Here is an 18,529-nt window from a genome sequence, read left to right on the forward strand (position 1 = left end):
AGACCATGACGATCCGCATCATGCTGGTGGACGACCACAAGACCATGCTGTGGGGCCTCGAGCGCCTGATCCAGGCCGAGGCGCCCGCGCTGACCCTCGTGGGCAGTGCCAGCACACCGGAGGAAGCCACGGCCCTGTGCGCCAGCCTGAAGCCGGACGTCATCCTGCTCGACCTGGATCTGAAGGGCAGCAGCTCGCTCGACATCCTGCCGGCGCTGCTGTCGAACGGCGGCACGCGGGCCGTGATCCTGTCCGCCAACCGCGACCAGGCCACGCTGACGGCCGCCGTCAAGCTGGGCGCGCGCGGCGTCGTCAGCAAGGAGGCGGCGACGGAAGACGTGCTGGCCGCCGTGCGCAAGGTGCATGGCGGCGAGCTGTGGCTGGACCAGTCGCTGATGCAGGCGCTGCTGGGCCAGCTCGTCGCGCCCGCACCGAAAGCCGACCCGGAAGCGCAGCGCATCGCCGCGCTGACGGCCCGCGAACGCGAGGTGATCGGCATGATCGTGCAAGGCAAGGGCGCCCTCAACAAGGACCTGGCGGAGCGCGCCTGCATCTCCGAGCGCACGCTGCGCAACCACCTCACCGCCATCTACCAGAAGCTGGACGTCGCGAACCGCCTCGAACTGTACGTCTACGCCACCCGCCACCACCTCGGCACCTGATTCCCGTCCAACTACGCACGTGTCCGTGTCCCACCGCGGGGTCAGTCACCAAAGTGGGACACGAGCTGAGGCGTAGGACATATGTCCCATGCCGGCAGGGCGCAAGGTCCCAGGCAAAAGGGGAGGTTTGACGGATGTGCAACACGGTCCCGGTGCGTACGATGCTGTTCATGCGCTGCGCATTCCTTCATGCGGCGCGACAAGGACAGGAGCGCACGTGTACGACAACGAAGATTTCCCGGAACAGCAGCAGTACGAACGCACGGGAAGTTCGACGATGCCGCACGTGGTGCTGAGCCTCCTGGTCGTTGTCGTCGGCTTCATCGCGGTACTGGCCGCATGGACGAGCGCATAGCCAATCGACTCACCACCCTCAACAAAGGACCTCCATGACCTTCATCAAAAACTTCCTCCGTGAAGAAGACGGCGTCACCGCCATCGAATACGCACTGATCGCTGCACTGATCGCCGCCGTGATCGGCGTCGCTGTCAAGGCGCTGGGCAGCGACATCAACAAGATCTTCCAGAACCTGAAGACGGCCCTGACCGGCGCTGCTCCAGCAACGACCTGATGGTCCCCATGGCCCGCCACCATGGCGCGCCGCAATCCGGAACCGGGTCCGCCCGTTCCGGATTTTTATTTTCCCGGAGTCTGCCGTGACACTGCTTCCCCTCTCGCTGCTGTTCGTGCTGCTGGCCCTCGCGGTCTGGCACGACGTGCGCGCGCGCCGCATCCCGAACGCTGTCGTATTCCCCGGCGCGCTGCTGGCGCTGGCGTTGCACGCGCTGCTGCCGGCGGGGGACGGCCTGTTCGGCACACCGATGGGCAGCCTGGGACTGCTGTCCGCCCTGGGCGGCTGGGCCCTCGGCCTGGCCTTCCTGATGCCGATGTACGCCATGCGCCTGATGGGCGCGGGCGACGTCAAGCTGCTGGCCATGGTCGGCGCATTCGTCGGCGCCGGCCAGATCCTTGTCGTGGCCATCGCCACGCTGCTCGCGGGCGGCGTGCTGGCGCTGGTCGTGGCGGCCTGGCAGGGCAGCCTGCGCCAGGTGCTTGGCAACACCTACCAGACGATGCTGCACGCCGGGCTGACGCACCTGAACGACGGCATTGCGCTGCCCGCCGCCGCCAGCGGTCGCCTGCCCTACGCCGTGGCCATTGCCGCCGGTACGGTGCCGTGCGTGCTGTGGCTTCACCTGGTCGGGGAGCTGCCGCTGTGAACCACATGCTGATCTCGCCCGCCGATGCACGCGCGCCCCGCACCGTCGAGGACACGGGACTGCCCTTCCTGTTCCTGGCCGAACTGGTGGCCAAGGTGCTGTACCAGCGCGGCCAGATGCGCTTGCCGGAACTGGCATCGCACTTGAAGCTCAATGTCAGCGTGATCGATCCGCTGATCGGCTTCATGCGCGCGGAAAAACTGTGCGAGCTCGTGCGCCTGGGCAGCAGCGGCACCGATGCCGACATCACCTACCTGCTGACGGAAACCGGGCGCCAGCGCGCCGCCGCCGCGCTGGCGCGCAATGCCTACGCCGGCCCGGCGCCGGTGACGCTGGCCGCCTACACCACCCAGGTGCAGTGCCAGAGCGTGGCCAACGTCCACGTCACGCGCACGCGCATGGGCGAGGTCTTCGACGGCACCGTCGTCAACCCGCGCGTGCTGGCGCAACTGGGCGCGGCGATGAATTCCGGCCGCGCGCTGTTCCTGCACGGCCTGGCCGGCAGCGGCAAGACGTACCTGGCCGAACGCCTGCGCGACCTGCTGTCCGGCGCCATCGCCGTGCCGCATGCGCTGATGGTGGATGGCGAAGTGATTCCGTTCTTCGACACCGTGCAGCACCAGCCGGCCGCGGAGACCGTGACGATCGCCTCCAGCTTCGACCGCGGCACGGCCACCGACATGCGCTGGGTGCGCGGCGTGCGCCGTCCCGCCGCGCTGGCCGGCGGTGAACTGACGCTCGACATGCTGGACCTGCACTTCGACCCGCACACGCGCCTGTACCAGGCGCCGCCGCACCTGAAATCGAACAACGGCATCTTCATCATCGACGACCTGGGGCGCCAGCGCTGCTCGCCCGAGGCGCTGATGAACCGCTGGATCGTACCGATGGACCGCAATGTCGACTACCTGACGCTGCATACGGGCCACACGTTCCAGGTGCCGTTCGACGTGATCGTCGTGTTCTCGTCGAACTTTGTGCCGCACCGCCTGTCCGATGGCGCCTTCCTGCGCCGGCTGGGCTACAAGATCGAAGTGCCGCCCGCGACGGCCGACGAGTACGGCGTGCTGTTCCGCCAGGCCTGCGCCCAGGCCGGCGTGCCGTTCGACGCCGACGCTTTTGCCTACCTGCTCGATTGCCACCGCCAGCGCGATGTTCCGCTGCTGGCCTGCCACCCGCGCGACCTGGTGCGCCAGTTGCGCGACCTGGCCCGCTATGAAGACCGCACGCCCGAGCTGAGCCGCCGCACGCTCGACTGGGCATGGGACAACTACTTTGCCGCCGGCGCCAGCATGGCGGCCCGGACCTGGACCGCCGCGACCGCGGCTGGATGGAGAATGACTGATGCATAAATCCCGCTCATTGCTGATCATCGGCGTGGCGCTGTTCCTGGCGCTGGCCGCCGTACTGGTCGCCGCCAAGTGGATGACCGAACAGGGCGCCACCGCCGGTGCCAAGGTGGCCATCGCCGCCGCCGACATCGGCCAGGGCGTGCGCCTGAGCAAGGACAACGTCCAGCTGATCGAATGGCCGGCCGGCGCGCTGCCGCCTGGTGCCATTTCCGACCTGAAGCAACTGGAGAACCGCGTCACGCGCACCGATATCGGGCGCGGCGAAGCCGTGCTGGAAACGAAGCTGGCGCCACCCGGCACCACTGGCGGCTTGTCCGCCGTCGTCGCCGCCGGCAAGCGCGCAATGACGGTGCGCGTCAACGATGTCGTCGGCGTGGCCGGCTTCGCCCTGCCCGGCAACTACGTCGACATCCTCGTCAACCTGCAGGCGGGCGGCGGCGACATGGCCACGCGCGAACAGTCGATCTCGAAGATCGTGCTGGAACGGATCCTCGTGCTGGCCGTGGCGCAGGAATCGAATCGCGACGACACCAAGCCGAAGGTCGTCAACGCCGTCACGCTGGAACTGACGCCCGACCAGGTCGAGAAACTGGACCTGGCGCGCAGCATCGGTTCGCTGTCGCTGGTGTTGCGCAACCAGGTCGACCCGCAGCCGGCCAACACGGCCGGCGCCACGCGCGAGTCGGTACTGGGCCTGCCACCGGCCAAGGCCGCGCCAACGCCCGCGCCCATGCCAGCCCCAGCTCCCCGCCCTGCCGCGCCGGCAGTGCGCGCACCCGCGCCCGAAGGCGTGATGGTGATCCGCGGCCTGGACGCCGCACCGCAATCGTTCAATTCCAAGGCCATGCCATGACGCTGTTGACCCACAAGACCGTACTTGCCTGCGCGCTCGCCGCCGCCAGCGCGGCCGTTGCCGCCGCCCCGGCGCGCGACTGCATCGACCTGAAAAGCAGCAGCGGCACCACCGGCCGGCTCGAACTCGTGCGCGGCAAGTCCGTGCTGAAGCGTTTCTGCTCGCCCGCATCGCAGGTGACCGTCGGCGCGCCGGAAGTGGCCAACGTCGTCGTGCCCAATGCCAGCGAGATCGTGCTGGTGGCGCGCAGCGTCGGCTCGACCAATCTTATCGTCGCCAACAAGGACGGCCATTCCACGGTGTTCGACATCGACGTCAAGCTCGATACGGCAGCGCTGCGCGAACAGTTCGCCCAGCTGTTCCCGACCGAGAAGGAGATCCACGTGGGCAGCTCCGGCAATGCCGTAGTGCTGTCGGGGATGGTCAGCGATTCCGTCGTCGCCGCACAACTGGTGGCGCTGGCGACGTCGTTCCAGGACAGCGCCACGGCGGCAGCCAGCACCGGTGCCGGCACGCCGCCGGCCGGCGGTGTCGGCCAGCCCGCCGCAGCGACACCGGCGGCGGCAAAGGTCATGAACATGCTGCAGGTGGCCGCGCCCCAGCAGGTCATGCTGGAGGTGAAGATCGCCGAGATCTCGAAGTCGCTGGTGGACCAGCTGGGCGCCAGCCTGTCCCGCACCAGCAGGGGCAGTAGCGGCACGTATGGCATCGTCTCCAGCCTGCTGTCGGGCGGTGCCGGTTCGCTGGGCGTGCTGGCCAACAGCGTCGGTAACGTCACGATCGACGGCGAGAAGCGCGACGGTCTCGTCAAGATCCTGGCCGAACCGACCGTGATGGCGATCAGCGGCCAGGAGGCCAGCTTCCTCGCGGGGGGCAAGATCTTCATCCCGGTCGCGCAGAACTCCGCGTCGGGCGCGAATACGATCACGCTGGAGGAAAAGGAGTATGGGGTGGCCGTGAAATTCACGCCGACCGTGCTGGCGGGCGGGCGCATCAACCTGCGCGTGGCGCCGGAGGTATCGGAACTGAACCGCGAAGGCATCGGCATCACGACGACGGGCGGCTCGAACGCCGCCACGGCGATCCTGCCCGCGTTCACCACGCGCCGCGCCACCACGACCGTGCAGCTGCAGGACGGCCAGAGCTTCGCCATCGGTGGCCTGATCCGCAACAACGTCACCAGCAACATCAAGCGCTTCCCGTTCCTGGGCGACGTGCCCGTACTGGGCACGCTGTTCCGCAGCAGCGACTTCCAGAACGACCGCACGGAACTGGTCTTCATCGTCACGCCGCACCTGGCCAAGCCGCTGCAGGACAAACCGCGCCTGCCGACCGACGACTACGTCCAGCCGACACCTGGCATGTTCTTCATCGGCGGGCGCCATGAAGGCTTCCAGCAACCCGACAACAAGAAGGACAAGCCATGAACCGCGCCCTCTTCATCGCCCTGCTGGCCGGCGCACTGGCCACGCTGACGGGCTGCGCGCCGCCCACCCGCGCCGCTTCCGGCAGCACCGTCAACGCCATCATGGCGGCCCAGATCGTGCCGCCGCAACCGCAGCGCGCGACCGGCATGGACGGCGTGGCCGCCGTCGCCGCGCAGGCGCGTTATGAGCGTTCGTACGTGACGCCGGCCGCGCAGGCGGACAGTCCCACGTTCGGCAAGAAGTAAGGAGAGCATCGTGAAAATCGCCGTCCTGTCCCGCGACGACCGCCACCTGATCGAGCTGGCGCGCACCCTGCGCAACCGCCCCGGTGCCGACGAAGTCGACATGATCGCCGGCAGCCCGTCGCGCCTGACGACGCTGGCCGACGACGCCGTGCCGGACGTGCTGGTCGTCGACCAGCCGCGCGCCGACGAAGGAGAGCTGGAGCAGCTCGAGCGCCTGGGCCATCTGTTCCCGCGCATGGCGTTCGTCGTGCTCTCGGGCGACCAGACGCAGGAGTTCCTGCTGCGCGCCATGCGCGCGGGCGTGCGCGAGGTGCTGCCGGCGGCGCCTTCCGCAGCCGCGCTGGCGCAGGCGCTGGACCGCATCGCCGAGAAGCTGGGCAACCAGGGCGGCGCCAACGGCAAGGTGCTGGCCTTCATCTCGTGCAAGGGCGGCAGCGGCTCCACGTTCCTGGCCACGAACCTGGCCTATGCCCTGTCGGCCGGCGGCAGCAAGCGCGTGGCGCTGATCGACATGAACCTGCAGTTCGGCGACGCGTCGTTGTTCGTTTCCGACATCAAGCCGCTGGCGACGCTGTCGGACGTGGCCACGCAGATCCACCGCCTGGACCCGTCGTTCCTGGCCTCCAGCATGGTGGCCGTCACGCCGACCTACAGCGTGCTGGCGGCACCGTCCGACCCGGCCCACGCCAGCGACGTGAAACCCGAGCACATCGACGCGATCGTCAAGCTGGCGCGCCGCCAGTACGACTTCATCGTGCTGGACGTGGGCCGTAGCCTGGACCCCGTCAGCATCCGCGCGCTCGATCATGCGGACACGATCTACCCGGTGCTGCAAATGACGTTGCCGTACATCCGCGACGGCAAGCGCCTGCTGACGGTGTTCCGCAACCTCGACTACGGCAAGGACAAGGTCGAACTGATCGTCAACCGCCACGACAAGAACAGCGACATCCGCCTGCGCGACCTGGAGGAAGCGTTCGACACGACGATCCTGCGCACGATGCCGAACCATTACGACGCGGCCGCGAAGTCCGTCAACCAGGGCGTGCCCGTCACGCGCCTGATGCCGGACAGCCCGCTCAGCGTGGCCCTGCAGGACATGGCGCGCGGCCTGACGGGCGAAGCGGCGCCGCAGGAAGCGGCCAGCCTGATGACGCGGCTGTTCAAGCGCCGCGCCGCCTGACGAGACCGACGATGAACATGCCTACTTCCCTGCGCGAACGCCTGTCCAGCGGCACGCCGCGCCCGACCGCCCAACGCGGCCCGATCGACAACCGCGCCTACCACCAGCTCAAAAGCCGCATCCACGAGGCGCTGCTGGACCGCGTCGACCTGGAAAGCATGCAGCGCCTGACGCCGGACCAGATCCGCCAGGAGCTGCGCCTGCTGGTCGAGCGCCTCCTCGAAGAGGAAATGGTCGTCATCAACGACGCCGAGCGCAAGACGCTGACGCGCGACATCCAGAACGAGATGCTGGGCTTCGGCCCGCTGGAGCCGCTGCTGGAAGACCCGACGGTGTCGGACATCCTCGTCAACACGCACAAGCAGGTCTACGTGGAGCGGCGCGGCAAGCTGGAACTGACCGACGTCACGTTCACGGACGACGCCCACCTGATGAAGATCATCGACAAGATCGTCTCGCGCGTGGGTCGCCGCATCGACGAATCGAGCCCGATGGTCGACGCGCGCCTGCCGGACGGCTCGCGCGTCAATGCGATCATCCCGCCGCTGGCGATCGATGGCCCCGTGATGTCGATCCGGCGCTTCTCGGCGGACCCGCTGCGCCTGGCCGACCTGGTCTCGTACGGCAGCGTGACGGCCGACATGGCCGAGGTGCTGCAAGGACTCGGCAAGGCCAAGGTCAACATCCTGATCTCGGGCGGTACCGGCAGCGGCAAGACGACGATGCTGAACGTGATTTCCGGCTTCATCAACCAGACCGAGCGCATCGTCACGGTGGAAGACGCGGCCGAGCTGCAACTGCAGCAGCCGCACGTGGTGCGCCTGGAAACGCGGCCGCCCAATATTGAAGGCAAGGGCGAGGTGACGCAGCGCGCGCTGGTGCGCAATGCGCTGCGGATGCGGCCCGATCGCATCATCCTGGGCGAGGTGCGCGGCGCCGAGGCAATGGACATGCTGGGCGCGATGAACACAGGCCACGAGGGGTCGATGGCGACGATCCACGCCAACACGCCGCGCGACGCGCTGACGCGCCTGGAAAACATGGTGACGATGGCGGCGGCGACGCTGCCGGCGCGGGCGATTCGCCAGCAGATCAGCTCGGCCGTGGGCGTCGTCGTGCAGGTCTCGCGCCTGACCGACGGCAAGCGCAAGGTGCTGTCGATCTCGGAAGTAACGGGCATGGAGGGCGACGTCATCACGATGCAGGAAATCTTCGCCTACAAGCAGACCGGCGTGGCGGAAGACGGCACGGTGCAGGGCCACTTCAGCGCCAGCGGCGTGCGGCCGCGCTTTGCCGAGCGCCTGCGCACGTTCGGCATCACGCTGCCGGCGCAGATCTTCGAACCGCGCTGAGGCCACGATGGACACGACGTTCCTGCTGTTTATCTTGCTGATCTTTGCCGCCGTGATGCTGCTGGTATGGGGCGTCTACGTGGGCTGGAGCGCCCACCGCAGCCCGGAAGCGGAGCGGGTGGCGCGCCGGCTGCGCAGCGTCATCGGTGGCGAAGCCAAGGCGTCCGATGTCACGATTGTCAAGGAACGCCGGCTCAGCGCCCATCCCGATATCGACGTGCTGCTGCGCCGCTTGCCCGGCATGAAGAGGCTGGACCGCATGCTGCTGCAGGCCGGTGCCGGCTACCTGCTGGCGCGCCTGCTGGCCGTTTGCGCCGGCTTGTGCGTGCTTGGCCTGCTGCTGGGTGCCTGGCTGGGCCTGCCCGGAGCGACGCTGCTTCTGAGCGGGGCCGCGGTCGGCGCCCTGCCCCTGCTGCACCTGGCGCGCGCGAAATCGGCGCGCCTGGCGAAGTTCGAGCGCCAGATGCCGGAAGCGCTGGACATGATGAGCCGCGCAATGCGCGCGGGCCATGCGTTTCCCACCGCACTGAAGCTGGTAGGCGACGAGGTGGGTGCCCCGCTGGGCGAGGAGTTCAAGGCCGCCTTCGACGAAGTCAATTTCGGCGTCGCGATGGGCGATGCGCTGAACAACCTGGCGCAGCGCGTGCCCAGCATGGACCTGCAGTACTTTGTCGTGGCCGTGCTGATCCAGCGCGAGACGGGCGGCAACCTGACGGAGCTGCTGTCGTCGATCAGCGCCATCATCCGTGACCGCCAGAAGCTGCTGGGGCAAGTGCGCGTACTGTCGGCCGAGGGCCGCATGTCCGCATGGGTCTTGTGCCTGCTGCCGTTCGGCGCCGGCGGCATGATGTACACGGCGAGCCCGGAAACGATGGGCGTGTTGTTTACCGATCCGGCCGGGCGCAATCTGTTGGGCGGCGCGGCCGCGATGATGGTGCTGGGCATGCTGGTCATCCGCAAGCTGGTGCGCCTGCGTGTATAAGGATTTATTGTCATGACCATTGCCCAGCTGTCGATCCTGGCAGTCCTGTTCATCGTGATCTTCGGCATCGCCGCGCTGGCGCTGCTGCTGTTGACGCGCGACCCCGTCAAGGGCCGCCTGACCGCGCTGGACGAGCGAGAAGCACGCCGGCCTTCGCAAGGCAACTGGCTGGCGCGCCTGGCGCAGCTGGCCGAGCCGCTGGCCAAGCTGTCGGTGCCGGCCGAAGGGTGGGAAAGCTCGCCCGTGCGTTTGCGCTTCATCCACGCCGGCTGGCGCGCGCCGTCCACCCCGGGTCTGTTCCATGCCGGGAAGACCGCGCTTACGGTGGGCCTGCCGCTGCTGCTGTACGTCGTGCTGCGCCAGGACCCTTCGCGCTCGGGCAGCGAGACGATCCTGTGGCTCGTGGTGGCAGCGGCCTGCGGCTATTACGTGCCCGACTTCATCCTGAAGCGCAAGATCGCCGAGCGCCAGCGCGAGATCTTCGAGAGCTTTCCCGACGCCCTCGACCTGATGACGGTGTGCGTGGAGGCGGGCCTGGCGATGGATGCGGCGCTGGCGCGGGTGGGGGCCGAGATCGGCCTGAAAAGCGCCGTGCTGGCCGAGGAACTGCAGCTGGTCACGCTGGAGCTGCGCGCCGGCAGCGCCAAGGACAAGGCGCTGCGCAACCTGGCGCTGCGCACGGGCGTGGAAGACGTCGACGCGCTGGTAAAAATGCTGATCCAGGCCGATCGCTTCGGCACCAGTATCGGCGTCGCGCTGCGGGTCCAGTCGGAGCAGCTGCGCACGCGCCGGCGCCAGCTGGTGGAAGAGCAGGCCGCCAAGATCGCGACGAAACTGCTGTTCCCGCTGATCTTCTTCATCTTCCCGGCCCTGCTGGTCGTGCTGCTCGGTCCCGCCGTGCTGACGATCACGGCGGCACTCAAGCCGTTGACAGGCGGCCAGTAAGGCCGGGCCCGTGTCCCACCACGAGGTCAGTCACCGAAACGGGACACGAGCTCGGCGGTAGTGGAGCCTCAGGGCACGTCGCCGATCAGTTCCAGCAGGTCGGTGACGCCGATGTCGATGCCGGCCTGCGTCAGCAGCGTGCTGGCCTGGCCGCGGTGGTGGGTCTGGTGGTTGAAGAAGTGCAGCAGCAAGGTGCCGAAATGCTTGCGGTAGTCGATGCCGCGCGAGTTGCGGTAGACCAGCGTGGCCTCCAGGTGCCCGGGTCGCAGTTCCGCCGCCAGGGCAACGATCATGCCGTCCAGGCGGGCGCGGTGCTGCCGCAACGACGGCAAGTCGTCGCCGTAGCGCTGGCGCAGGTCCGACGGGATCGTGGCGCCTTGCAGCGATGCCAGGGACGCCAGCTTGGCCGGGTGCAGCGCAAAGCGCATCAGCCAGATCGTGTCGCCCGCCACCAGGTGATTCATCGTGCCCAGCAGCGAACCGAAAAACGCCCCGTGCTCGGCATCCAGTGCATGCGCGGGCAGGCGGGCCGCAGCGTCGTACAGCTTGCGGTTCATGCTGGCGTTGTAGGCGGCCAGCAGGACGATGTCGTGGGTGGTGGGCATGGAGACTCCGATGGATGGCTGGTGTAGACGAGACGCCGCCGGTCAGCCCGGCCTGCGCGCCACCGACGCCCGCAACGTCACGCTGACGGGAAAATCCCGCTCGACGGGCCGCCCCAGCCCGTAGCACAGGTTCAGCAGCGCATTCAGGCCGTTCAGTGTCATCTGTCGCCACGGCATCCGTACCGACGACAGCCGTGGCGCCGCGTACTCCGCGCTGGGCGTGTCGTCGTAGCCCAGCACCGACAGGTCCTGCGGCACGCGGATGCCCGCTTCCTGGAAGTACGACAGCGCGCCCACGGCCATTTCGTCGTTGGCGCAGAACAGCGCCGTGCACGTGCGGCCCGCCGCCAGCAGCGCGCGGGCCGCTTCCCAGCCGCCGGCGGGCGAGAAATCGCTCCACTGCAGCCACAGGCCGGCCGGTTCGATGCCGTGCGCCGCCAGCTCCGCCTTGAAGCCGTCGATGCGGGCGACGTTGTCCGGCAGCGCCTGCGGGCCCGCGATGACGGCCATGTCGCGGTGCCCATGTTCCAGCAGCGTGCGCGCAGCAAGGCGTCCGCCCAGTTCATGGTCGACGGTGAAGCACTGGCCGGGGATGGCGGCGAACGGGTGGTTCAGCGCGACCAGGCGCGCCACCTTGGGGCCCAGCGCGGCGATATCGTCTTCCGCCAGCGCGCTGGTCATGACGATCAGGCCGTCGCAGCCCCGTTCGATCAGGAACTCGATGCCTTCGATGGCCTGGCGGCGGTCGTCGCCCAGGCCGACGCCGAACGCCACCACCATGTGCAGGCCGGCCGCGCGCAATTCGGTGTCGATGATCCGCAGGATCGGCGTGTAGAAGGTGCCGGACAGCGCGGGGATGTACACGCCGATCATCTTGCTGGAGCCGGACAGCAGGGCGCGTGCCGCGTGCGACGGCCGGAAGTCCAGCGCCTCGATCGCCTGCCGCACTTTCTCCAGTGTGGCGGGCGATACCGGCCCGCTGCCGTTGATGGCACGCGACGCGGTGCCCAGCCCCACGCCCGCCAGGCGGGCGACGTCCTTAATGGTTGCCATGTGTGCTCTCTTCGTTCCCAGGCCTGAGCATAGCGGCCGCGCCGCCGCAGGGCCAGACGCCGCGGCCAACAGGCGGTGCGCCGCGCCCAGAACTGTTGTTTGTTTGTCTAAAATACGCAACGCGCGGTTGCGCCGTCAAAATGGAAACGTTACCATGAGCCAGCTCACATGAGGAATCGCGATGACTTCAGCCGGCAAATTGCTGTGGATGACGGTGACACCGACCCTTGCACAGACGCTGGTATTGGCGCTGGCACTGACGCTGGCGTTGCCCGCTTCGGCGGCACCGCCGTCCGGCTGGCGCCTGGTGTGGGCCGACGAATTCGATGTCGACGGCCTGCCCGACCCGGCCCGCTGGGACTACGACACGGAGCGCAACCGGGCCGGCTGGCACAACGAGGAACTGCAGTATTACGCGCGCGCCCGGCTCGAGAACAGTCGCGTGACGGGCGGGCGATTGGTCATCACGGCGCGGCGCGAGGCGCTGTCGGCGCAGCCGGACTACGGCGGCCAGCAGTACACGTCGGCCCGGCTGGTCACGCGCGGCAAGGCCAGCTGGACTTACGGCTACATCGAAGTACGTGCGAAGCTGCCGTGCGGCCCGGGCAGCTGGCCCGCGATCTGGATGCTGGGGACGAAGGGCCAATGGCCGGTCGACGGCGAGATCGACATCATGGAACACGTGGGTAACCGCCCCGGCGAAATCCTCGGCAGCGTCTACACGGGGGCCAGCAATTGGCCCATGGGCACGGGCCATACCGACCGCACGATGGTGGTGGACGCCTGTGGCGCCTTCCACGACTACCACCTGACGTGGACGCGCGAGCGCATCCGCATCGGCGTCGATGGTCGCGACTATGCGGAACGCGTCAATGCACGCGATGGCGATTATGCGCAGTGGCCCTTCGACAGCCCGCAGTATCTCCTGCTGAACCTCGCGGTGGGCGGTGGCCTGGGCGGCGCAGTGACCAACGCCAGCCTGCCTTGGCAATTCGAGGTGGAGTATGTCCGGGTCTACCAGCCCTGACCGCCACACGCGGTGTGCGGATCCGGCACAGCATTCAGAATCTCAAGTATTGCGTTGACAATTTTTTGCAAGCTACCTAAGATTTGTCGACTCATCATGGAAACGTTTCCATAAACAGGCTGAAGGAGGTGGGAGGGCTGGCGGCGGCAAGGCGGAGCGGGGGCCGGCGAGGTACGTGTCAAGGGCGATATCGATAAGAACACAGGAGACGAAATGCAATATCCCAAGGCAAGACAGAAGTTGATCGCGCTGGCCGTGGCCAGCGCCTGTGCGTGGCCGGCGCTGGCGCAGCAGACGGCCGGCGAGCCGTCCGGCCAGCCCGCTGGCGTCACCACCAGCGGTGCGTCCGGCGAGGCGCCAGTGCAGTCCGTCGTCGTGACGGGCCTGCGCGCCAGCATGCAGTCCTCGCTGAACCTGAAACGCAACTCCGACGGCGTCGTCGATGGCATCGTGGCCGAGGACATCGGCAAGTTCCCGGACACGAACCTGGCCGAATCGCTGCAGCGCATCTCCGGCGTGTCGATCGACCGCTCGATCGGCGAAGGCTCGAAGGTCACCGTGCGCGGCGTGGGGCCCGACTTCAACATGGTGCTGCTCAATGGCCGCCAGATGCCGACGTCGAACCTGGGCGACCTGAATGGCCGCGCGTTCGATTTCGCCAACCTCGCTTCCGAGGCGATCTCGCAGATCCAGGTCTACAAAACCAGTCGCGCCGACACGCCGGCCGGCGGCATCGGCGCCACCCTGAACGTGATGACCGCGCGGCCGCTCGATCGTCCCGGCTTGCTGGCCAGCGTGGGCGTCAAGGGCGTCTACGACAAGTCGTCAACCAACCTGCCGGGCGACGTCAAGTCGGGCGACAAGGTGACCCCGGAAATCTCGGGCATCTACAGCAATACCTGGAGCGACAACATGTTCGGCATTGCCGTCAGCGCCAGCTACCAGGAACGTAACCTGGGCTACAACACGGCGTCCGTCTCCAGCGGCTGGAAAGGTCCGTTCCGCGGCGACGAGAACACCTGGGGCACGATCCCGCAGCCCGGCACGCCTGGCTCGGAAAACATCGTCAACCGCCCCGGCCCGACCGACGTCTACTCGGTGCCGCAAAACCTGAATTATGCGTTCTCCGGCGTGCAGCGCCAGCGCACCAATGGCCAATTGACGTTCCAGTTCGCGCCGCGCAAGGACCTCACGACGACGCTCGACTACACCTACTCGCAAAACAAGATCCAGACGCGCCGCCAGGACCTGTCGGCCTGGTTCAACTTCGGTCCGTCCACCAGCAGCTGGACCGACGGCCCCGCCGCCGGCCCGCTGGTCTACACGGAGATCATCAACCCGGCCATCAGCGACATCGCGATGGGCGGCGCCGACTTCGCGACAAAGAGCGAGAACCAGTCGCTGGGCTTCAACGCGGCCTGGAAGGTCAATGCCAACCTGAAGCTGGAACTGGACGCGCACCGCTCCACCGCGGAATCGATGGCGGACAGTCCGTGGGGCTCGGACAACGTGCTGGGCACCTCGTCCTTCAGCCGCGGCAACACGACGGCGGACTTCAGCCAGGACTTCCCCGTGCTGTCGATCCAGGGCGCGGACTTTACGCGGGCGCCGCAGCAGGTCACCGGGTCCGCGTTCCGCAACGGCTACATGAAGGGCGAAGTCTCGCAGGCGCAGTTCAAGGGCCGCCTGAAACTGCTGGAAGCGTCGGAGCTCAACTTCGGCCTGTCCGCGACGAAGGTCGACAACCGCTCCGCGTTCTCCACGATGCAGCGCGATACGTGGGGCGGCGCGACCAGCCCGGCCGACTACCCGAGCAGCGCCTGGCACGCGGAGACGGTGCGCCAGTACTTCGACCAGATCAGCGGCAGCGGCAACCCGAACCTGTTCAACAACTTCTACACCTTCAATTTTGGCGAAGTGCGCGACCTGGCGATCAGGGCTTCCGGCCGGCCGGACCTGTACACCGTCAAGGATCGCTGGGACACCGACCAGCGTACGGAGGAAAAGTCGAAGAGCCTGTACCTGCAGTTCAATACCGACTGGGAGACCAGGCTGCCGCTGCGCACCGCGCTGGGCCTGCGCTACGAGAAGACGGACGTCGTCTCCACCGCGCTGGTGCCGACCCCGGTGTCGATCAGCTGGGTCTCGCAGAACGAACTGCCGGTGCAGTTCGGCGCGCCGAGCTTCACGACCCTGACAGGCAAGTACCATAACCTGTTGCCCAGCCTGGACTCGGACCTGGAGCTGCGCGAGGACATGAAGCTGCGCCTGTCGTACGGCCACACGATCGGCCGGCCGCGCTACGACCAGATCGCCGGCGGCGTGGTGCTGGACAACCTGTCCAGGCTCGATGGCGGTACCGGGTCGCAGGGCAACCCGGCCTTGAAACCGGTCAAGTCGAAGAACCTGGACCTGTCGTACGAGTGGTACTACGGCAAGCAGAACTTCTTCGCGCTGGGCTTCTTCAAGAAGAACCTGGAGAACTACGCGGGCCAGTCGAAGGTCGACGTCACGCTGGAGAACCTGCACACGCCGGTCGGCGGCACCTTCTGGAAGGAAGCCCTGGCCAACGGTTGCGGCAACGCCGACACCACCTGCATCCGCAACTACATCCTGCGCAACCATGCCGGAGCCCCGGGCGTGACAAGGGGTGCCGATGACCCGGCCGGCAATGCCACGGGCACGATTGTCGGCCAGCCGAACGACCCGGCGGCGAAGTTCCGCATCACTTCGTTCTCGAACCAGAAGAAGGCCGACCTGAAGGGCCTGGAAGTCAACCTGCAGCACATGTTCGGCAACAGCGGCTTCGGCATCTCGGCCAACTACACCTACGTCGACTCGGGGCTGGGCTACAACAACGCGGGGATCGGCGAGCAGTTCGCGCTGGTGGGACTGTCCGATTCGGCCAACGTGATCGGCATCTTCGAGAACGCGCAGTGGACGGTGCGGGCGGCCTACAACTGGCGCGACAAGTTCCTCGCCTCGACGTTCGATGCGGCCGGGCCGAATCCCCAGTACACGGAAGCGTATGGCCAGTTCGACCTGAGTGTCAGCTATGCCGTCACGCCGAAGCTGTCCCTGCAGTTCGAAGGCATCAACCTGACGAACGAGACGACCCGCCAGCATGGCCGTACCGAGAGCATGCTGGTGAATGCGACACAGACGGGCCCGCGCTACATGGTGGGGATGCGGTACAAGTTCTAAGCCCAAGGGAACAGGCACCGCTTTCAGGACCGTCAAGGCCCTGAGAGCGGTGCCTGTCCCGGCGTCACTGCCGCCACATTTTTCTGTTGGGTGAATTAGTTTTTCGGTTAAACTTTTCACCAACTTCCTCGTCAGGAACACCGTATGTCCCATCCGATCCGACACATCGTCATCGTAGGCGGCGGCGCCGCCGGCTGGTTGACGGCCGGTGTCATCGCCGCCGACCATCGGGCACATGCGCCGGATGGACTGCGTGTCACCTTGATCGAATCGCCCGACGTGGCGCCGATCGGCGTGGGCGAGGGCACCTGGCCGACGATGCGCGACACGCTCGCGCGCATCGGCGTCTCCGAGACCGCCTTCTTGCGCGAGTGCGACGCCGCCTTCAAGCAGGGCTCCCGCTTCGACGGCTGGCGCGGCAGCGGCGGCGCCGATTACTACTTCCACCCGTTCGTGCTGCCGCAGGGGTATGGCGAGGCGGACCTGGTGGGACCGTGGCGGCACGAGTTCGCCCACGTGCCGTTCGCGGACCTGGTCAGCTTCCAGCCCCACCTGTGCGTGCAGGGCCGCGCGCCGAAGCAGGCCACCACGCCGGAATTTGCCGCCGTGGCGAATTACGGCTACCACCTCGACGCCGGCAAGTTCGGCGTCTTCCTGCGCAAGCACTGCCTGGAAAAGCTCGGCGTGCAGTATGTGCCCGATCACGTCACCGGCATCGCCTCGCACGAGAACGGCGACATCGCCGCGCTGCACACGCGCGAGCACGGTGCGCTGGCGGGCGACCTGTTCATCGACTGCACCGGCATGCAGTCGCTGCTGCTGGGCCGGCACTACGGCATTGGCCTGGTAGAGCAGCGCCACGTGCTGTTCAACGACAGCGCCCTGGCCGTGCAGGTCCCCTACCCCGGCGAGGACAGCCCGATCGCCTCGCAAACGACGTCCACCGCGCAGCGCGCCGGCTGGATCTGGGATATCGGCCTGCCGACGCGGCGCGGCGTTGGCCACGTCTACTCCAGCGCGCACACGAGCGACGCGGAAGCGGAAGCGGACCTGCGCGCATACGTCGCCGCGACTGGCGGACCCGCGGAGACCGCGGCACCGCGCAAGCTGACGTTCCACCCAGGCTACCGGCGCGAATTCTGGCACCGCAACTGCGTCGCGATCGGCCTTTCCGCCGGTTTCATCGAACCGCTGGAGGCCTCCGCGCTGGCGCTGGTGGAACTGTCGGCCGCCCTCGTCAGCGACGACCTGCCGGCCACGCGGGCCACGATGGACATCGTCGCGCGCCGTTTCAACGACGCCTTTGCCTATCGCTGGGAGCGCGTCATCGAGTTCCTCAAGCTGCACTATGTGCTGAGCCGGCGCGGCGGTGCCTACTGGGACGACAACCGTCGGGAGGATACGGTGCCGGCGCGGCTGCGGGAACTGCTGGCACTGTGGCGCCACCGGCCGCCGTCGCGACTGGATTTCCACCGCATCGACGAGGTGTTCCCGTCCGCCAGCTGGCAGTACGTGCTGTACGGGATGGGATTCACGCCCGAACCGGGCGGCACGCGCCGCGCCGACCCGGCGGCCGCGGCGCAGCACTACCGCGAGGCGGCGGACCTGACGCGCAGGATGCTGGGCGCCCTGCCGCCGAACCGTGCGCTGATCGATCACATCCGCCGCCACGGCCTGCAAAAAATCTGACAACACCGCACAAAACACAACACGAGACACCATGCCCAATCCCCAACTGCTCAACAACGTCCAGCACAAGGACCTGCACATCCGCACCCATCGCAGCGCCGCGCTGGGCGACGACGTGATGTTCGCCACCACGTTCCCCGCCGAATTTCGCACACTGCAGGCGTACTATCCGCTCGTGTTCCGCAAGACGGACGACGGCACGTCGTTCGAGCCGGTCGCGCTGTTCGGCTTCGAACAGGGCGAGAACCTGTTCCTGGACGAGCAGGGCTGGGATGCGCCGGAAATACCGCTGATGATCGAACGCCAGCCGTTCCTGATCGGCCGCAAGGGCGAAGAGCTGCTGGTGCATGTGGACATGGATCATCCGCGCGTGGGGGAGCTGGGCGAGGCGGTGTTCCTGCCGCACGGCGGGGTGACCGAGTACCTGGAGCGGGTCAACTCCGTGCTGCTGACGATCCACCAGGGCATGCAAAGCCTGCCCGGCTTCATCGGTGCCCTGCTGGAGCACGAGCTGCTGGAAGGTTTTACGTTCGACATCGAACTGGACGACGGTTCGCAGAACCGGCTGGCCGGCTTCTACACGATCCACGAGGAACGCCTGGCCGCGCTGGACGGTGCCGCGCTGGCGCGCCTGCACAAGGGGGCTATCTGCAGGCGGCGTACATGGCCCTCGCCTCGCTGTCGCAGTTCCGCGGCCTGATCGCCCGGAAGAACCGGGCCAACCGCCTG

At 67.5% G+C, this 18,529-nt stretch carries 18 protein-coding genes; 16 read left to right on the top strand and 2 right to left on the bottom strand.

All coding sequences use genetic code 11. The features are described from left to right. Nucleotides 1–5: 5 nt before the first annotated feature. The 12 genes from PX653_RS21640 (at nucleotide 6) to PX653_RS21695 (ending at nucleotide 10,222) form a co-directional block, all read left to right on the top strand. Nucleotides 6–662 carry a response regulator gene (locus PX653_RS21640; protein WP_277414768.1) on the top strand — a complete coding sequence of 219 codons (657 nt, stop codon included), beginning with the start codon at nucleotides 6–8 and terminating at the stop codon, nucleotides 660–662. Between the two features lie 217 nt (nucleotides 663–879). Next, entirely contained in the window at nucleotides 880–1,017 is a 138-nt protein-coding gene (locus PX653_RS21645) for a hypothetical protein (RefSeq protein WP_277414769.1), read from the top strand. Nucleotides 1,018–1,051: 34 nt separating this feature from the next. Next, a complete protein-coding gene (locus tag PX653_RS21650; protein WP_277414770.1) occupies nucleotides 1,052–1,234 on the top strand; it encodes a Flp family type IVb pilin in 183 nt (60 codons plus the stop codon). Nucleotides 1,235–1,319: 85 nt separating this feature from the next. After that, nucleotides 1,320–1,883 carry an A24 family peptidase gene (locus tag PX653_RS21655; RefSeq protein ID WP_277414771.1) on the top strand — a complete coding sequence of 188 codons (564 nt, stop codon included), beginning with the start codon at nucleotides 1,320–1,322 and terminating at the stop codon, nucleotides 1,881–1,883. A 5-nt stretch (nucleotides 1,884–1,888) separates the two neighbouring features. Next, the gene (locus PX653_RS21660; protein ID WP_277418634.1) at nucleotides 1,889–3,235 is read left to right on the top strand and encodes a DUF8689 domain-containing protein; all 1,347 of its coding nucleotides are present in this window, start codon (nucleotides 1,889–1,891) and stop codon (nucleotides 3,233–3,235) included. Next, the gene (gene cpaB, locus PX653_RS21665) at nucleotides 3,228–4,088 is read left to right on the top strand and encodes a Flp pilus assembly protein CpaB (protein ID WP_277414772.1); all 861 of its coding nucleotides are present in this window, start codon (nucleotides 3,228–3,230) and stop codon (nucleotides 4,086–4,088) included. The genes PX653_RS21660 and cpaB overlap by 8 nt, the downstream gene beginning before the upstream one ends. Next, nucleotides 4,085–5,515, top strand: a complete 1,431-nt coding sequence (locus PX653_RS21670) for a type II and III secretion system protein family protein (RefSeq protein ID WP_277414773.1) — start codon at nucleotides 4,085–4,087, stop codon at nucleotides 5,513–5,515. Before cpaB ends, PX653_RS21670 begins: the two co-directional genes overlap by 4 nt. Continuing rightward, entirely contained in the window at nucleotides 5,512–5,760 is a 249-nt protein-coding gene (locus tag PX653_RS21675) for a hypothetical protein (RefSeq protein WP_277414774.1), read from the top strand. The genes PX653_RS21670 and PX653_RS21675 overlap by 4 nt, the downstream gene beginning before the upstream one ends. A gap of 10 nt (nucleotides 5,761–5,770) precedes the next feature. Further along, nucleotides 5,771–6,943: a CpaE/TadZ family protein gene (locus PX653_RS21680; protein ID WP_277414775.1), complete on the top strand. Its 1,173-nt coding sequence runs from the start codon at nucleotides 5,771–5,773 to the stop codon at nucleotides 6,941–6,943. An 11-nt stretch (nucleotides 6,944–6,954) separates the two neighbouring features. Beyond that, the gene (locus PX653_RS21685) at nucleotides 6,955–8,295 is read left to right on the top strand and encodes a TadA family conjugal transfer-associated ATPase (protein ID WP_277414776.1); all 1,341 of its coding nucleotides are present in this window, start codon (nucleotides 6,955–6,957) and stop codon (nucleotides 8,293–8,295) included. Nucleotides 8,296–8,302: 7 nt separating this feature from the next. Next, nucleotides 8,303–9,277 carry a type II secretion system F family protein gene (locus PX653_RS21690; protein WP_277414777.1) on the top strand — a complete coding sequence of 325 codons (975 nt, stop codon included), beginning with the start codon at nucleotides 8,303–8,305 and terminating at the stop codon, nucleotides 9,275–9,277. Between the two features lie 12 nt (nucleotides 9,278–9,289). After that, nucleotides 9,290–10,222, top strand: coding sequence for a type II secretion system F family protein (locus tag PX653_RS21695; protein ID WP_277414778.1), 933 nt, complete (start codon nucleotides 9,290–9,292; stop codon nucleotides 10,220–10,222). A 68-nt stretch (nucleotides 10,223–10,290) separates the two neighbouring features. On the opposite strand, the gene PX653_RS21700 is transcribed toward PX653_RS21695, so the two are convergent. Together PX653_RS21700 and PX653_RS21705 are read right to left on the bottom strand one after the other, a co-directional pair. Next, nucleotides 10,291–10,827, bottom strand: coding sequence for a DinB family protein (locus PX653_RS21700; RefSeq protein ID WP_277414779.1), 537 nt, complete (start codon nucleotides 10,825–10,827; stop codon nucleotides 10,291–10,293). Nucleotides 10,828–10,869: 42 nt separating this feature from the next. Next, nucleotides 10,870–11,880, bottom strand: coding sequence for a LacI family DNA-binding transcriptional regulator (locus PX653_RS21705; RefSeq protein WP_277414780.1), 1,011 nt, complete (start codon nucleotides 11,878–11,880; stop codon nucleotides 10,870–10,872). A 181-nt stretch (nucleotides 11,881–12,061) separates the two neighbouring features. On the opposite strand from PX653_RS21705, the gene PX653_RS21710 reads away from it, so the two are divergent. From PX653_RS21710 to PX653_RS21725, 4 genes are all read left to right on the top strand, one after another. Next, nucleotides 12,062–12,907 (top strand): glycoside hydrolase family 16 protein, encoded by an 846-nt coding sequence (locus PX653_RS21710; RefSeq protein WP_277414781.1) that lies wholly within the window; start codon nucleotides 12,062–12,064, stop codon nucleotides 12,905–12,907. Between the two features lie 213 nt (nucleotides 12,908–13,120). After that, the gene (locus tag PX653_RS21715) at nucleotides 13,121–16,111 is read left to right on the top strand and encodes a TonB-dependent receptor (RefSeq protein ID WP_277414782.1); all 2,991 of its coding nucleotides are present in this window, start codon (nucleotides 13,121–13,123) and stop codon (nucleotides 16,109–16,111) included. Between the two features lie 144 nt (nucleotides 16,112–16,255). Next, nucleotides 16,256–17,800, top strand: a complete 1,545-nt coding sequence (locus tag PX653_RS21720; RefSeq protein ID WP_277414783.1) for a tryptophan halogenase family protein — start codon at nucleotides 16,256–16,258, stop codon at nucleotides 17,798–17,800. 31 nt (nucleotides 17,801–17,831) lie between these two features. Further along, entirely contained in the window at nucleotides 17,832–18,500 is a 669-nt protein-coding gene (locus PX653_RS21725; RefSeq protein WP_277414784.1) for a SapC family protein, read from the top strand. Nucleotides 18,501–18,529 lie beyond the last annotated feature (29 nt).

It is taken from the genome of Pseudoduganella chitinolytica, assembly GCF_029028125.1.
In the GTDB taxonomy this organism is placed as follows: Bacteria; Pseudomonadota; Gammaproteobacteria; order Burkholderiales; family Burkholderiaceae_D; genus Rugamonas; species Rugamonas chitinolytica.

Excerpts from the sequence above, each read along its gene's own strand:
- cpaB (WP_277414772.1), top strand. The coding sequence starts at position 3,228 with ATGCATAAATCCCGCTCATTGCTGATCATCGGCGTGGCGCTGTTCCTG.
- PX653_RS21675 (WP_277414774.1), top strand. The coding sequence starts at position 5,512 with ATGAACCGCGCCCTCTTCATCGCCCTGCTGGCCGGCGCACTGGCCACG.
- PX653_RS21725 (WP_277414784.1), top strand. The coding sequence starts at position 17,832 with ATGCCCAATCCCCAACTGCTCAACAACGTCCAGCACAAGGACCTGCAC.
- PX653_RS21715 (WP_277414782.1), top strand. The coding sequence starts at position 13,121 with ATGCAATATCCCAAGGCAAGACAGAAGTTGATCGCGCTGGCCGTGGCC.
- PX653_RS21720 (WP_277414783.1), top strand. The coding sequence starts at position 16,256 with ATGTCCCATCCGATCCGACACATCGTCATCGTAGGCGGCGGCGCCGCC.
- PX653_RS21690 (WP_277414777.1), top strand. The coding sequence starts at position 8,303 with ATGGACACGACGTTCCTGCTGTTTATCTTGCTGATCTTTGCCGCCGTG.
- PX653_RS21685 (WP_277414776.1), top strand. The coding sequence starts at position 6,955 with ATGAACATGCCTACTTCCCTGCGCGAACGCCTGTCCAGCGGCACGCCG.
- PX653_RS21670 (WP_277414773.1), top strand. The coding sequence starts at position 4,085 with ATGACGCTGTTGACCCACAAGACCGTACTTGCCTGCGCGCTCGCCGCC.
- PX653_RS21705 (WP_277414780.1), bottom strand. The coding sequence starts at position 11,880 with ATGGCAACCATTAAGGACGTCGCCCGCCTGGCGGGCGTGGGGCTGGGC.
- PX653_RS21640 (WP_277414768.1), top strand. The coding sequence starts at position 6 with ATGACGATCCGCATCATGCTGGTGGACGACCACAAGACCATGCTGTGG.
- PX653_RS21660 (WP_277418634.1), top strand. The coding sequence starts at position 1,889 with ATGCTGATCTCGCCCGCCGATGCACGCGCGCCCCGCACCGTCGAGGAC.
- PX653_RS21650 (WP_277414770.1), top strand. The coding sequence starts at position 1,052 with ATGACCTTCATCAAAAACTTCCTCCGTGAAGAAGACGGCGTCACCGCC.
- PX653_RS21695 (WP_277414778.1), top strand. The coding sequence starts at position 9,290 with ATGACCATTGCCCAGCTGTCGATCCTGGCAGTCCTGTTCATCGTGATC.
- PX653_RS21710 (WP_277414781.1), top strand. The coding sequence starts at position 12,062 with ATGACTTCAGCCGGCAAATTGCTGTGGATGACGGTGACACCGACCCTT.
- PX653_RS21700 (WP_277414779.1), bottom strand. The coding sequence starts at position 10,827 with ATGCCCACCACCCACGACATCGTCCTGCTGGCCGCCTACAACGCCAGC.